Here is a 15060-nt window from a genome sequence, read left to right as displayed (position 1 = left end):
ATTCGGTAACGCTTCCGAATTTCATAGAATTTCACTTTAACCGCGGTAAATTTTCCACTGGATTGTTTAGCTTTTGCCAAAAGCAAGGAATCAATCCGATGTCTTCTAACTTAAGCAACGTAAGCCCTACCTGCTCTTACGTCCTTGCGACCCCTTAGTCGCGCCAGTGTGAATAAGCATCAACAAAAACATTGTAGAATGCCAGATTCGAATGTTACTTTAGTAACTAGTTCATTATGGCATATATTACTGTAATTGTCAAATTGAGCTCTTAGTTTGAAAGGCTTTCGTAGTAATGGCAATAGATAAGCCATAAAAGAGTAGCCCAAAAATAGGTAAAACTAGATAAGGATATACGACTATTTTTTCTTCAATCAATGGGATGATCCATTGGTCTAGATCATTAAAGATAAGGCTTGTTGTCATTCCTGATACAGTCACTAAAGCATCGATTGATATTAAAAAGGTAATAAAGAAACATACCAATATTAGGGTAGAAGGAATGACGAAAGAGCGAGTCACGACAAATAAAGGGATGTAAATGGCAATAATTAATAATCCTAAGCTTAGTAAAACGACTATTTCCTTCCAACCAAAGGTATATATCGCGTAAGGAATTAAGTTTTCTAATAGCTGACCAACTGCAAACTGGTATAACACGGTGAAAATCCATACGATGGCGAAAGAAAAATACCGGCTTATCATAATGGTTTTACGTTTTAGCGGTAAACTAGTTACAAAGGAATTTATTCCTGCTCGATGATCTAGAAAGAATATAGATAGGATAATAACCTGTAATATGAATGCTAAGCTAATCATAAATGGAGGCAATGATAAGATATAGCCTAGCGGGATTAATATGAGCGTATAGGGTATTAGACCTTTAGAAAGGATTAGGTCCCGAATTAATAAAGATTTCAATGGATTAACCTCCTATTCCAAATCGAATTTTATAAAGAACCAATTAGATATTAGATAAGATACAAACATCACGAGTAACGAAACAACCAAAGGTATGACGAAAGGTTGTATATTCCAAAGGGCTTCAATGAGAGATGCAATTTTGTCATCTAGTGTGATATATGGATTTCCTCTACTGATGCTATACGTGAAGACGATAACAAAATGGGAAACCATAAACACCGACACGGCATGCATAAAGTTTTTAATAAGATAAAAAATTGGTAAATAAATAGCTAACAGTACCGTAACAATGACAAAATAATGGACGATATCTTTTGCAGTTAAGTAAGTAAAGTTTCCTAGGTATAGGTTGTTGATTGCAATCGAATCGACTAACCAAATGAAAAGCATGAATACGATTGTCAATGAATACAAAAATACGTATCTTGTTCGAACGATTTGCTTTCGATTTAGTGGCATACTGACTAGAGAGCGCAGTACATGATGCTGATAATCGAAATAAAACAATAAAATTAGAAATCCTAATATGACAGTCATGTTTATTCCCATACTGTTTACATGGAATAGATAAGTTAGGAGAATAAACAAGGCAAAGAGAATGATGTATAGACGAGAAATCTTTAAATCTTTAACATATAATTGTTTCAAGTGCACTACTCCTTCCTCGTCATGAAATACATAATATCTTCTAATGTAGCTTTTTCAATGAAGACATCCTGTCCGAAAGGTTCAAATAAGGCTGGATTTCCCTCGAATAAGCCCTGAAAACCAGTGTTGGATAGTTGTAACCCAGAAAATAGTTCTCTTGTATCATCATCTATCAGCTCTTTTTTCCCCTTCACTACATGGAAAGTCTCTTTAATTTCCTCCATACTTTTTTGGAAGAGAATTTTTCCTTGATAGATAAAGATAATATAATCGGCAATTCGATCTAAATCTGTTGTGATATGTGAGGAAAGGAAAATGGTTTGTTTTTCATTAATCATGAGATCTTGTAATAAATCAAGAAGCTCTCTACGGAATATCGGATCAAGGCCAGAAGTAGGTTCATCCATGACGATAAATTCAGGTTCATGACTTAAGGCAAATAGGAGGGAGGTCTTCATTTTCATCCCTTTTGAAAACTTTTTTACCTTCTTTCTTAATGGAAGTTCAAATTGCGCCAAATATCGCTGAAAAAGATTTTCATTCCATGTTTTATAGAGTGGTGCAATAAAAGCTTTCATATTAGCAATTGTAAAATCCTCATACATGTAGAGATCATCATAAACAAAGCCAATTCTTTGTTTGTTGTGATGATTTTTATGGGAGTTTCCAAAGATTCGTATGTCTCCTTTGTCAATTTGTAATAAATTCATCATCATTTGGATAGTAGTTGTTTTTCCGCTTCCATTTGGTCCAATAAAGCCAGTTATAAAGCCTGTTGGTATCGTAAAAGAAAGGTTTTGGATGGTGAAGTCCTTTCGATTTTTTGCGACGTTTTTGAATTCAACAGTATTCATCGGCTCTCCTCCTCGTAATAGATGTTAAGCATTTCTAGTAATTCTTCCTTTGAAAGTCCAAGTTGTTTACTGGCGATTACAAGCTTCTCTAATTCATTTTCCAATTCTCGAATTTGCCACTCGCGTAAAACATGCGGCTGTTGCCCTGCAACGAAAGTTCCTTTTCCAACGGTTGAAACGAGGAAACCTTCCTTTTCTAACTCTTCATACGCTCGTTTTGTTGTGATGACACTAACCTTTAAATCTTTTGCTAGAGAACGCATCGATGGAAGTGCATCTCCTTCCTTTAGATCACCGGAGAAAATTTGCTGTTTTATTTGCTCTTTAATCTGGAGAAACAATGGATCCTTGTTGCTAGATGAGATAATTAGGTTCATGCTTACACCTCCTAATAAATGTTTATATTGTATATATTGTATATACACAATATATAAGTTGAGAATAAAAAAGTCAACCATAATTCTGAAATTAATTTACAAGATAAACAAAAAGTGAGATACAATGTATAGTGTAAATGAAGCGTAATGGGGTCGAGAAGAAATGAGCATATTTTTTAATGTCATCCTTCCAGTAATAGCGGTATTTGGTGCAGGATTTATATTGCAGCGGTTTAAACCAATTGATATTAGGGCAGTGTCAACACTATTTATCTATGTATTTCTACCAGCATTAGTATTTACGAAATTATATGAAGCGACATTTGATAGAAGCTATACGATATTATTGATTTTTGCATTTGTTCAATTGGGTTTGATGATAAGTTTAAGCAAATTAGCTAAGCACATATTTAAATGGTCCCATTCAGTGGAAAGTGCTTCAATATTAACAGCAGGATTTATGAATGCCGGTAATTACGGAGTACCTGTGATTATGTTTGCTATTGGAGAACAAGCATTACCATATGCCATATTTTTTATGGTTATTCAGACGATGTTCATGAATTCTTTTGGGGTGTATTATGCATCGAGGAGTTCTAGTGGGATTAGGCGAGCGGTTATGAAGGTCTTTACATTGCCAGCTACTTATGCGGCATTAATCGCCATAATATTACAAAATATTTCCTGGGAAATACCGGAAACTGTCTATTCCACACTTTCGATGGTCGGTGGAGCGGCAATTCCAGTAATGATGGTAATCCTAGGAATGCAGTTAGCATCAATCACTTCTATTACATTTAATTGGCAAGTCATTATTTCTACCGTATCGATAAGAATGTTAATTGGGCCTCTAATTGCGTTCGGTTTTATAAATCTAGTAGATGTCGATCCAATAGTCGCAGCGGTCTTAATAATTGTAGCATCCATGCCTAGTGCAGCAACGACAACGATGTATGCAATACAGTTCGATACAGAACCAGAATTAGTATCAAGTATTACATTGGTTTCCACATTATTCAGTATAGTTTCGATAACTGTGTTATTAAATATGATTCCATATTAATAGTAGATTAGACAAGGTCTCTTGTTATGATTTCCAAGTGTTTACACCATGCCAACTAAGAATTAGAATGATAGTTCTATATGGTACTTATCACTATAGAGACTAGGGTTGGACAAAAAATAATTATTTAAAGGAAAAAACGAATGATAACTAAAGACCTTACTCCGTAGGGTGGTTAGTCGACTAGAGGAGTCACCCTTTTCCTATCCACCCGCTGGAGTGTGACCGCGTGTCATTCGGTTTTTCATTTATGCACCAACCTTTCAAGTTTTGTTTTCAGAATATTGACATTATATATCATTTCCTATACTATAATAAGTATGATGATAAAAGAAAACAAACAGCAAAAAGTATATCGAATAATAAAAGGAAGAATTATAGAACGAGAATATGTTCCAGGTCAACGAATTGTTATCGACCAAATAGCGAAGGAGCTGGAAACAAGTTCGATACCAGTACGTGAGGCGATTAGGCAATTAGAAGCAGAGCGTTTAGTTGTCTATAAGCGGAATGTCGGGCCTGTTGTAGCAGAAGTAAATGAGTCGGACTATTTGGATACTGTTCGTGTTCTAGCGTTACTGGAGGGCTATGCAGCATCGCTTGCAGCACGGAATTTTCCGCAAGAAAAGCTAGTTCAGTTAAAGCAGTTAAATGAGCAAATGGAGGAGGCTTTAGAGGATTTTGACATTATCCAGTTTAGCAAACGAAACGCTATATTTCATCGAATCATTTGCGAACAATGTGGTAATACATACTTATTAGAAACGATTCAGAATACGTGGAATCGTATTGATTCCATCCGAGGGACTGGATCAACACTTTATTCAAAGCGGGTAAAAGAATCAATTGAAGAACATAAGGAAATTATTAACCTATTAGAAGCAGGGGATGGAGAACAATTAGAAGTGGTTGCTAGAGAACATAAAATAAAAACGGCTCTCAACTTCGAAAAAAGAAGAAAGAACCTAATTGATACCAATATTTTTCCTTCATAAGAGGAGAACTAGAGATAAGATCTAGTTCTTTTTTTTAGACTAGAATCCTAGCAAACTGCTAGTGGCATATCCAGCTAAAACTACAAAAATTCTATGTTGACATAACATATGAAATCATATATGATTTAATTGTTCTGAAAATTAATATTAATGAAAACAATGAGGTGAGGTAATCAAATGGCTTTTGAAGAGGCGAAGGAACGATTAAGAGGCTCGATTGCACCGGTGATTACACCTTTTAAGGAAGATGAGCAGATTGATTTTGATAAGTTTCAGGAATTAATTAATTGGCAAATTGCTAGTGGAAGTCATGGTATTTCCGTAACAGGTACTTCGGGTGAACCAAGCTCCATGTCCGAAGAAGAGCGTATTCAAGTAATGGAAATTGCCTGTAAAACAGTGAATGGTAGAGTTCCCTTTATACCAGGAACTGGATCAACTAACCACCAAGAAACACTCCGCATGACAAAAGCAGCACAAGAAATGGGAGCAGATGCTGCTATGGTCATTGTCCCATACTACAATAAACCTAACCAACACGCATTATACAAACACTTCAAAGCAATCGCAGATTCAGTAGACATTCCTATCATTTTATACAATATACCAGGTCGAACAGCGATAAATTTGGAAGCGGTTACAATTTCAAGACTTGCAGAGGACTGTCCAAATATTATCGGAGTGAAAGAATCGAATAAGGACTTTGAACATGTCAATAGCGTACTACTTCATTGTGGGCGAGATTTTAACTTATATTCTGGAATTGAGGTGCTTTGCTATCCAATGCTTGCTATTGGAGGAGCTGGCCATATTAGTGCGACTGCAAATGTAGCTCCTAGGGAAGTTGCAGAGGTATATAACCGATGGGCAATGGGGGATATAAAGAGCGCTCAGGATTTACATTATGAATTAATGCCATTAAATGATGTGCTTTTCCGGGATACTAATCCAGCCCCTGTCAAAGCTGCATTAGGGATGATGGGGAAAATTAAGCCGATACTTAGAAAGCCTTTAGATGTTCCTTCACCTGAAATCCGGGCTGAGATTAGAGAAGTATTATTAAATTACCAGCTTATTACAGAAGATGTCCAACTGTAAGGAGGGACTGTAATTGGAAGAGAGATTAGAGAATATCCAGCTCTTTATCAATGGAGAATTTGTGGATGCAACAACAAATGAAACCTTTGAAAATAAAAACCCCTTCTCCAATGAGGTAATGAATCACATCGCTAAAGGTGATGCGGCTGATATTAATAAAGCGGTTTTAGCGGCAAAAGAAGCCTTCACAAACGGACCTTGGGGACAGATGAAGGTTAAAGAACGAATGAAATATATTGAAAGAATTGCAGACTTAATTGAAGAGGAATCAGAAACAATTGCACGACTGGAGTCGCTCGATTCTGGATTACCAATTAGTCAAACTCGTAAAATGGCGGCACGAGGTGCTGAGAATTTCCGTTTTTACTCTCGAATGGTTCAGGCAAGATTACATGGAGATGCCTATCAGGTTGACAATGAGTTTATGAATTACACGGTTTACCAACCGTTAGGTGTAGTGGGCTTAATTACGCCTTGGAATGCGCCATTTATGTTATTAACATGGAAGGTTGCACCTGCTTTAGCTACTGGTAATACGGTAGTACTAAAACCAGCTGAGCTATCACCACTATCCGCTAATATACTTGCAAATGTTATCCAAAAGGCAGAACTACCTAAAGGTGTATTTAATGTAGTTCATGGATTTGGAGAAACGGCTGGAGAAGCGCTTGTCAAGCATCCTATCGTGAAGGCGATATCGTTTACAGGGGAAACAACTACTGGTAAACGAATTATTAAAAATAGCGCAGATTCGTTGAAAAAAACATCGATGGAGTTAGGGGGGAAGTCACCATTAATCGTATTTGATGATGCAAACTTTCAGCAAGCCCTTGATGCGACGGTTTGGGGAATATTCTCCTTTAACGGGGAACGCTGTACAGCAAATTCTAGAGTATTTGTTCATCAAGCTATAAAAGAGCAATTCGTTGAAGCTTTAAAAGAGCGTGTCCAAAACATTATTGTTGGTGATCCGAAAGAAAACGATACAGAGCTTGGGCCGCTTATCGATACAGGTCACTTCAGGAAGGTAACAGGATATATTGAACTGGCAAAAGAAGAGGGGTGTGACGTGTTTCAAGGAACAGTACCGAAAGAATATCAAGCAGGCAACTTTGTACCGCCCACTTTATTACTAAATGCGAAGAATGATATGCGAGTTTGCCAGGAAGAAATATTTGGACCTGTAATGGCAGTTATGGAATTTAAAACGGAAGAAGAAGTAGTTCGTATGGCCAATGACGTAGAATATGGCCTTGCAGGCTATGTATGGACGAATGATATTAAGCGAGCTCATCGTGTAGCACAAGCAATCGATTCAGGAATGATCTGGGTAAACTCGCAAAATGTTCGGGATTTACGCATTCCATTTGGTGGAATGAAAGCTAGCGGGATTGGTAGAGAAGGTGGACACTTTGCGATGTTTGAATTTTATACTGAACCAAAAGCGATTCATGTCGCCATTGGAGACCATCCTATACCGAAATTTGGAATAAAATAATAAGGAGGGACTAACATGCCAGCAAAAAAAGGGAAAGAATATATCGAGGGATTGAAGAAGGCAAATAATAATATATATATTCACGGGGAAAGAGTCGAGGATGTTACAGAGCATCCAGCATTTAAAAATGTCATTAAATCGATGGCAAATTTATATGATTTACAATACGAGAAACCTGAGAAAATGCTATATACATCCCCAACTACCGGGGACAAAGTAGGAATGACATTCTTACAACCGAGAACTGTCGATGATTTGATTAAGCGACGTGAAGCGATGCAAGAGTGGGCGAGAACATCGGGTGGAATGATGGGGCGATCACCTGATTATTTAAATGCAGAAGTGATGGCAATGGGAGTAAATAATAGCCTATTTGCCGAGGGGAATCCACAGTTTGCAGATAATGCTCGTAATTATTATGAATTCGCTCGAGAGAATGACATTAGTTTAACCCATACATTAATCCACCCACAAGTTAACCGTGCAAAGGCACAGCATCAGCAAAAGGATGCTAATGTTGCCCTTCATCTAGTGGAAGAAAGGCCAGATGGAATTATTGTAGACGGTATTCGCCTACTGGCTACTCAAGGTGGTATTACCGATGAGATTTTAGTATTTCCTTCCACTGTAAAAAAAGCCGGCGAGCTAGATGATCCTTATTCTTTAGCATTTGCGATTCCAAACAATACACCTGGCTTGAAATTCATTAGCCGTGAATCCTTCGATTATGGCAAGAGTGAATGGGATCATCCACTAGGTGCACGATTCGAAGAGGGCGATGCCATTGTTTCGTTTGAAAATGTATTCGTCCCGTGGGAGCGAGTTTTCGTTTGTGGAAACTCCTCTGTATGTAACCGGACATTTAAAGAAACGAATGCGGTTGTCCATATGGCCCATCAAGTAGTTGCCAAAAATATTGTAAAAACCGAATTTGTTCTTGGGGTTGCACTAAGTATGATGGATGTAATTGGAATTGACGGATTCCAGCATGTTCAGGATAAGGGATCAGAGATAATGCTGACACTGGAGACGATGAAATCGCATCTGTATCGTGCAGAGCATAATGCTAAGCTTGATCAATCAGGCACGATGACACCGGACTTTGAAGCATTAGATGCGGCACGTAATTGGTACCCAAGAGTGTATCCGAGATTATCTGAGATAATTCGTATTTTAGGAGCATCAGGGCTAATGGGAATCCCGACAGAAAAAGATTTCAACCATGAGGAAATCGGTCCAATCATCCACCGTGGATTACAAGGAAAGAATTTAGAAGGATATGAACGAGTACAATTATTCCGTCTTGCTTGGGATATGACCTTAAGTGCCTTTGGAAGCAGACAGACACATTACGAATACTACTTCTTTGGCGACCCAATACGTATGGGAATGACATATTTTGATCAATACGATAAAGAGCCATTTAAACAATATATCCAGGATTTTTTGAAAAAAACTAGCAGTGTGAACGCTTCTAATTAAAGGAGGATTACGATGGATTATAATGTGATTCGCTGTGCTAGGGCTATTCTTCATGTAACCAATCTTGAAGCATCAAGAAGGTTTTATGTCGATACGCTTGGGTTTATTGAAACAGAATCTGATGAAGAACATATTTTTCTTCGAGGATTAGAGGAGCATAATCACCATAGTTTACTGCTGAAAAAGTCCGATAAGCCTGTAGTGGAGGCATTAGGGTATAAGGTTTCATCAGAACATGATTTAGAAGCGTTAGCACTGCTGTTTGAAAAAGAAGGCTATCCAACGAAATGGATCGAAAAAGGAGAGCAGCATGCGATGGGGCGGGCATTACGTGTAAACGATCTTTCTGGTTTACCATTAGAGTTCTTTGCGGAGATGGATACGGTAGACCGGCTATTACAGCGTTATGATTTATACAAAGGCTCCAAGATGCAACGAATTGACCACTTTAATTGTGCTGTTCCAGATGTAGAAGCAGCATATGATTTTTATAAAGAAAAATTAGGGTTTGCATGCTCTGAATATACCGAGACCTCTGAAGGTAGTATTTGGGCAGCATGGCTACACCGGAAGCAAAATGTACATGATGTTGCATTTATGAACGGAAAAGGACCTCGATTACATCATATAGGCTTCTGGTTGCCTGATCAATTATCACTTATCCATACGTGTGATGTACTGGCGGCCAGTGGTTACGGGGAATCAATTGAACGTGGACCGGGCAGACATGGACTATCCAATGCTTTCTTCTTATATTTACGTGACCCGGATGGACATAGAATTGAATTATATAGCGGGGATTACCTAACAAGTGACCCAGATTTTGAACCGATACGTTGGGATATCAATGATCCTATGCGTCAGACCTTCTGGGGGCATGCAGCACCAGATAAATGGTTCACCGAGGCATCATCTGTCTTACATGTACACACTGGTAAAGAAGTACCTATACAAGCGGCTAAACTAAAACAACATAAACCGACATTTGTGATTTGATGTTTAGAAGGCTTGGCATAGTGGTTAGGAATAGAAGCTTATACATGGAGCAGTCTGACTATACTTTTATGAGATTAATTAGGGCGGCTAAATCCACAGTATAAGCTCAGGGATTCCTAAAAAATGGAGCATCACCATATGAAAAGTATAGGTATATGCCATGTATGAGTAGAAAACATTTAAAAGGGGGTTAGTTAATGGATGATCGTGCATTCCGTCATGCAATGGGGAAATTCGCTACTGGAGTTACCATTATTACAACAAAGCTTGGAAACGATATCCACGGCATGACCGCAAATGCTTTCATGTCCGTATCCTTAAACCCAAAATTAGTACTTGTATCTGTTGACCATAAAGCGACGATGAAACACTATATCAATCATTCTGGGAAATTCGCTATTAGTTTTTTAAATCAAGACCAAAAAGAACTCTCAGCCTATTTCGCAGGCCAAATGAAAGAAACCAGAGAAATCGATTTTCATTGGTTTCATGAATTACCAACGATAAAAGAAGCGCTAGTGAATCTCGTCTGCGAGCTGCATGATGCTGTTGACGCTGGCGACCATACCCTCTTTATAGGGAAGGTTACTGATTTAGAGGTGCGAGATGGAGAACCTCTAGCATTTTATGAAGGGAAATATCGGGAATTAGTGAGTAGTGAACGAGTTAAATAGATTCATATTCTTGCTGAATGGGGGGTTGACCATGAAACAGCAAATAGATCAATCAGCCGTGAAGTCAATCGATATATTTGAAAAGATAAGTGGGCACGAACAGGTCGTATTTTGCAATGATCCTAGTACAGGTTTACAGGCAATTATAGCGATACACAACACGACACTCGGCCCAGCACTTGGTGGAACTAGAATGTATCCTTATGCCAATGTAGAGGAAGCATTGGAGGATGTGTTACGTCTGTCAGAGGGAATGACCTATAAATGTGCAGCCGCGGATATTGATTTTGGTGGTGGTAAAGGTGTAATCATTGGAGACCCGAAAACGAATAAATCACCAGCACTATTTCGAGCTTATGGGCAGTTTGTAGATTCCTTGAATGGTCGATTTTATACCGGAACAGATATGGGTACTACAATGGATGATTTTGTGCAAGCATCGAAGGAAACGAATTTCATTAATGGTATTCCAGAAGAATTCGGCGGTGGAGGTGACTCGTCTGTCCCTACTGCAGAGGGCGTGCTTTACGGATTAAAAGCGACAAATGAATATTTGTTTGGCAATGAAACTCTAGCTGGGAAAACTTACGCAATCCAAGGTTTGGGTAAGGTAGGATTTAAAGTTGCGGAACAATTACTACAGGTTGGAGCACATATCATCGTAACCGATATTTCTGAAGAGGCAATTACTGCTATCCGTGAAAAAGCTACCAATTATCCAGGCATGGTAACCGTAGTTGAGTTGGATGACATTTACGAGGTTGACGCAGATATCTTCATTCCATGTGCTATGGGTGGGATTTTAAATGATGAAACGATTGAAAAGCTAAAGGTTAAGGCAGTTGTCGGTTCAGCGAATAACCAGTTGAAGGAAGATTTTCATGCAAAAGCACTTCATGATAAAGGAATATTATATGCGCCTGACTATATCGTCAATGCAGGAGGATTAATCCAAGTTGCCGATGAACTATATGGAGCAAATAAAGCTCGTGTTTTATTGAAGACTAAAGCAATTTATCAATCGATTTTGGCGATTTATCATCAATCAGAATTAGATGCGATTACAACACTCGAAGCGGCCAATCGTAAATGCCAGCAACGCTTAGAAGAACAGCAAGGTCGTAATAATTTCTTTAAAAGAGAAAAAAGCCCGAAATGGACATTTTATAAATGAGGTGTAACCAATGGTTGAAGTAAAATTTCATGATATTGGCGAAGGAATGACAGAGGGCGAAGTTGTAAATTATTTAGTAAAGGTAGGGGACAGGGTAAAGGTTGATCAGCCATTAGTGGAAATGCAAACCGATAAAATGGTCGCTGAAATCCCTTCGCCAACTTCTGGCATCGTGAAAAAGATTCATGTTGAAGAGGGTACGACCATTACAATCGGCTCTGTATTATTAGAAATTGATGATGGCATAGCAGTGGTGGCGGAATCAAGTTCAGAGCAAGAGGTTGCTGCTGTGCTAGCACCTGAAAAGAGGAGTAAACCAGTTCATCCCCCAATTGTCAAACAAGCTCCTAAGCGGATTATCGCTGCACCACATACAAGAAGAATTGCACGGGAAAATGATGTGGATATTGAACAGGTGGTTGGCTCCGGATCAGCAGGAAGAGTGACAGATGAGGATATCTATCGATTTATTCGAGATAGGGGAAGAAAGGGAGAAGAGGAGGTTGCAGTAGAGAAAGAAGTAAGGGAAGCCGAAGAAACGAAAGTATCGGCAGCAGACACAATACCTTTCATTGGTATTCGCAAACAAATTGCCATGAAAATGACGGCGTCACTTTCTACGATTCCACATGTAACCCACTTTGATGAAGTGGATTTAACGAATCTATTAGAATATCGTGGGGAGCTAAAAGAGGCAGGGGAGCATATATCTGTTGTGGCCTTTTTTCTAAAAGCGCTCACTATTACACTAAAGGAATTTCCTTTATTCAATGCACGGTTAGAGGAAGAAAATAATGTGATTAAACTATTGAAGGATTATCATATAGGTATGGCAACGAATACAGAAAAAGGATTACTTGTCCCGGTACTACGTGATGTCGATAAGAAGTCATTGAAACAGGTGCAGGATGAAATGAAAGCATTAACAAAGAAAGCACAGGAGCAAAAACTAGCTGCAGACGATATGAAGGGTGGAACATTTACGATAAGCAATGTAGGTCCACTTGGAGGTATAGCAGCAACACCAATCATTAATCATCCACAGACAAGTATTATTGCTTTCCATAAGACCAAAAAAATGCCAGTCGTAATGGGGGATGATGAAATCAAAATTCGTTCTATTATGACGATGTCCTTATCTTTTGATCATCGCATTATAGATGGGGCGGACTCTGTTATGTTTACGAACCGTTTTATAGAATTAATCGAACATCCAAAAAAGCTTCTATTATATTTACACTAACAGTACGGGCAGCTTGCAGCTAATTTTTGTTCTCTGCCCTTTCACCTTGGAATAAACTATGAAAATAACATGAATAGTTAGGGGGAAGGCGTTCATGATGTATCATGCAAAAGCAAGATTTGCTAACGGGATTGGCCTCGAGGATATAGCTGTTGCACAGTCTTATATTGAGTGGAAGGGTGAAAAGCTTACTGAGGATGCCTTATCCTGGCAATCTCCTGTAACTGGAACAGTTTATGGTACATTACTAAATTTTCAGGAACAGATGGATGCCTTAAAGAATCAATTTGAGAAGCCACCTTATCATCAAGCACCAGAGCGCCCAGTGTTATATATTAAGCCACGAAACACGATTAACGCGCATTTGAAAGAGGTGGCAATTCCTCTGGATGTAGACGAAATCGAAGTGAATGGGACACTTGGGATCGTGATAAGCAAAACGGCCACCAATGTAAAGGAGGTAGATGCCTTTGATTATGTGGAAGGCTATACGATTGTCAATGATGTTTCCATTCCACATCAAAGTTATTTTCGTCCTGCTATTAAACAAAAGGCTCGTGATGGATTTTGTCCAATCGGTCCGTGGGTTGTTCCAAAGGAAAATGTCCCTGAACCAGATTCCTTAATGATTTGGACATTTAAAAATGATGAATTGATTCAAGTAAATAACACAAAGGATTTAATTCGACCTATCCCTCGTCTTATTCAAGATGTCACGGAGTATATGACACTTGCAAAAGGTGATTTGTTACTAGTTGGTTTGCCGAATCACCCCCCAACTGCTAAGCATGGAGATACTATCCGGATAGAAATTGATTATATTGGTAGCTTAGAGAATCGATTTGTTTATGAAAATGTCCAGATTGCAGGAGGGGAGAAGCGTTGAAATATGCAAGAGTTGCTTGTCTTGGCGCAATACATGAAGCTGTTCAAGCCGGAAATAAGCTGAAATTAAGTAGTGGGCGTTTAGTAGATGAAAATGAGGTTGTTTGGTTACCACCAATTGAAGCAGGGACCATTTTTGCACTCGGACTAAATTATGCAGACCACGCGAGCGAAATTAGCTTTCAGGCACCAGAGGAACCACTTGTTTTCTTAAAGGGCCCGAATACATTAATTGGACATAATGGTGAAACGAGAAGACCAGTAGATGTTGAAATGATGCATTATGAGTGTGAGTTGGCTGTGGTGATTGGAAGAACCGCTCGAAATGTTAAGCAGAACGATGCCTATGAATATATTTCTGGCTATACGATTGCTAATGACTATGCCATTCGGGATTATCTGGAGAACTATTATCGCCCTAACTTAGCGGTGAAAAATCGAGACACGCTAACCCCAATAGGCCCGTGGTTTGTGGAAAAAGAAGATATTCCAGACCCAATGAATTTGAAGCTCTTTACTTATGTGAATGGTGAATTAAAGCAAGAGGGCTCTACGAAGGATATGGTATTTGATATCGCGTATTTAATTGAATATTTAAGTAGCTTTATGACACTATATGAAAACGATATTATTTTAACTGGTACACCTAAGGGAACGGTCAATGTAAACGAAGGGGATGAAGTTGTCGTAGAAATTGAAGGAATCGGGTCACTACGAAATAGAATTGTTAGTGATAAGGTCTTTTCGAGATAAGGAGTGTAACGATGCCACATATTACAGTAGAGTATACCGATAATCTAAAACAAGCTGGTAATATGAAAGAATTGTTACAGCGTATTAATGAAATTCTGATTGATGAAGGCTTTCCAATTGGGGGCATCCGTTCAAGAGCAGTCGAATTAAAGGATTATGTTATAGCAGATGGAACGTCTGAAGAGGATAGTTTTATCCATGTCACATTAAAAATAGGTCCAGGTAGAACAGAAGAGGTTAAAAAAGTGACGTGCGACCGAATATTTGCTTTACTAGAAAATCATTTTGAAAAGCAATTTGCCACGCGTTATATTGCATTATCACTAGAACTATTTGAGTTTATGTATCCGACATACAAGAAAAATAATATCCATCATCGATATCGGTGATGGATGA

General features: G+C 38.5%; 16 protein-coding genes. 12 read left to right on the top strand and 4 right to left on the bottom strand.

Annotation, left to right across the window (positions count from 1 at the left end):
* Positions 1 to 258: 258 nt before the first annotated feature.
* From ACSKT4_RS05675 to ACSKT4_RS05660, 4 genes are read right to left on the bottom strand one after another with little or no spacing between them, the layout of a single operon-like run.
* Positions 259 to 921, bottom strand: a complete 663-nt coding sequence (locus ACSKT4_RS05675; RefSeq protein WP_465822970.1) for an ABC-2 transporter permease — start codon at positions 919 to 921, stop codon at positions 259 to 261.
* A 12-nt stretch (positions 922 to 933) separates the two neighbouring features.
* Positions 934 to 1572 carry an ABC-2 transporter permease gene (locus tag ACSKT4_RS05670; protein ID WP_465822969.1) on the bottom strand — a complete coding sequence of 213 codons (639 nt, stop codon included), beginning with the start codon at positions 1570 to 1572 and terminating at the stop codon, positions 934 to 936.
* 5 nt (positions 1573 to 1577) lie between these two features.
* Positions 1578 to 2426: an ABC transporter ATP-binding protein gene (locus ACSKT4_RS05665; protein WP_186870396.1), complete on the bottom strand. Its 849-nt coding sequence runs from the start codon at positions 2424 to 2426 to the stop codon at positions 1578 to 1580.
* Complete coding sequence (locus ACSKT4_RS05660) at positions 2423 to 2803, bottom strand: GntR family transcriptional regulator (RefSeq protein ID WP_186870395.1); 381 nt, start codon at positions 2801 to 2803, stop codon at positions 2423 to 2425. The genes ACSKT4_RS05665 and ACSKT4_RS05660 overlap by 4 nt, the downstream gene beginning before the upstream one ends.
* Positions 2804 to 2966: 163 nt before the next feature.
* On the opposite strand from ACSKT4_RS05660, the gene ACSKT4_RS05655 reads away from it, so the two are divergent.
* From ACSKT4_RS05655 to ACSKT4_RS05600, 12 genes are all read left to right on the top strand, one after another.
* Complete coding sequence (locus tag ACSKT4_RS05655; protein WP_211742420.1) at positions 2967 to 3866, top strand: AEC family transporter; 900 nt, start codon at positions 2967 to 2969, stop codon at positions 3864 to 3866.
* A 320-nt stretch (positions 3867 to 4186) separates the two neighbouring features.
* Positions 4187 to 4861 (top strand): GntR family transcriptional regulator, encoded by a 675-nt coding sequence (locus ACSKT4_RS05650; protein ID WP_255488131.1) that lies wholly within the window; start codon positions 4187 to 4189, stop codon positions 4859 to 4861.
* A gap of 177 nt (positions 4862 to 5038) precedes the next feature.
* A complete protein-coding gene (gene hpaI, locus ACSKT4_RS05645; protein ID WP_186870394.1) occupies positions 5039 to 5959 on the top strand; it encodes a 2,4-dihydroxyhept-2-ene-1,7-dioic acid aldolase in 921 nt (306 codons plus the stop codon).
* Between the two features lie 13 nt (positions 5960 to 5972).
* Positions 5973 to 7457, top strand: coding sequence for a 5-carboxymethyl-2-hydroxymuconate semialdehyde dehydrogenase (gene hpaE, locus ACSKT4_RS05640; protein ID WP_465822966.1), 1485 nt, complete (start codon positions 5973 to 5975; stop codon positions 7455 to 7457).
* A gap of 15 nt (positions 7458 to 7472) precedes the next feature.
* Entirely contained in the window at positions 7473 to 8939 is a 1467-nt protein-coding gene (hpaB, locus tag ACSKT4_RS05635) for a 4-hydroxyphenylacetate 3-monooxygenase, oxygenase component (RefSeq protein ID WP_186870392.1), read from the top strand.
* Between the two features lie 12 nt (positions 8940 to 8951).
* Positions 8952 to 9935 (top strand): 3,4-dihydroxyphenylacetate 2,3-dioxygenase, encoded by a 984-nt coding sequence (gene hpaD / locus ACSKT4_RS05630; RefSeq protein WP_211742423.1) that lies wholly within the window; start codon positions 8952 to 8954, stop codon positions 9933 to 9935.
* A 197-nt stretch (positions 9936 to 10132) separates the two neighbouring features.
* Positions 10133 to 10609, top strand: coding sequence for a flavin reductase family protein (locus ACSKT4_RS05625; protein WP_186870390.1), 477 nt, complete (start codon positions 10133 to 10135; stop codon positions 10607 to 10609).
* Positions 10610 to 10640: 31 nt separating this feature from the next.
* Positions 10641 to 11783, top strand: coding sequence for a Leu/Phe/Val dehydrogenase (locus tag ACSKT4_RS05620; protein WP_186870389.1), 1143 nt, complete (start codon positions 10641 to 10643; stop codon positions 11781 to 11783).
* Between the two features lie 10 nt (positions 11784 to 11793).
* The gene (locus tag ACSKT4_RS05615; protein WP_211742425.1) at positions 11794 to 13026 is read left to right on the top strand and encodes a dihydrolipoamide acetyltransferase family protein; all 1233 of its coding nucleotides are present in this window, start codon (positions 11794 to 11796) and stop codon (positions 13024 to 13026) included.
* 94 nt (positions 13027 to 13120) lie between these two features.
* Positions 13121 to 13912: a fumarylacetoacetate hydrolase family protein gene (locus ACSKT4_RS05610; RefSeq protein WP_186870387.1), complete on the top strand. Its 792-nt coding sequence runs from the start codon at positions 13121 to 13123 to the stop codon at positions 13910 to 13912.
* Positions 13909 to 14664, top strand: coding sequence for a fumarylacetoacetate hydrolase family protein (locus tag ACSKT4_RS05605; protein ID WP_186870386.1), 756 nt, complete (start codon positions 13909 to 13911; stop codon positions 14662 to 14664). The genes ACSKT4_RS05610 and ACSKT4_RS05605 overlap by 4 nt, the downstream gene beginning before the upstream one ends.
* An 11-nt stretch (positions 14665 to 14675) precedes the next feature.
* Positions 14676 to 15053, top strand: coding sequence for a 5-carboxymethyl-2-hydroxymuconate Delta-isomerase (locus ACSKT4_RS05600; RefSeq protein WP_186870385.1), 378 nt, complete (start codon positions 14676 to 14678; stop codon positions 15051 to 15053).
* Positions 15054 to 15060 lie beyond the last annotated feature (7 nt).

This window comes from Ornithinibacillus liuyingii (assembly GCF_055550225.1).
This window is presented reverse-complemented; position numbering and strand designations above follow the sequence as displayed.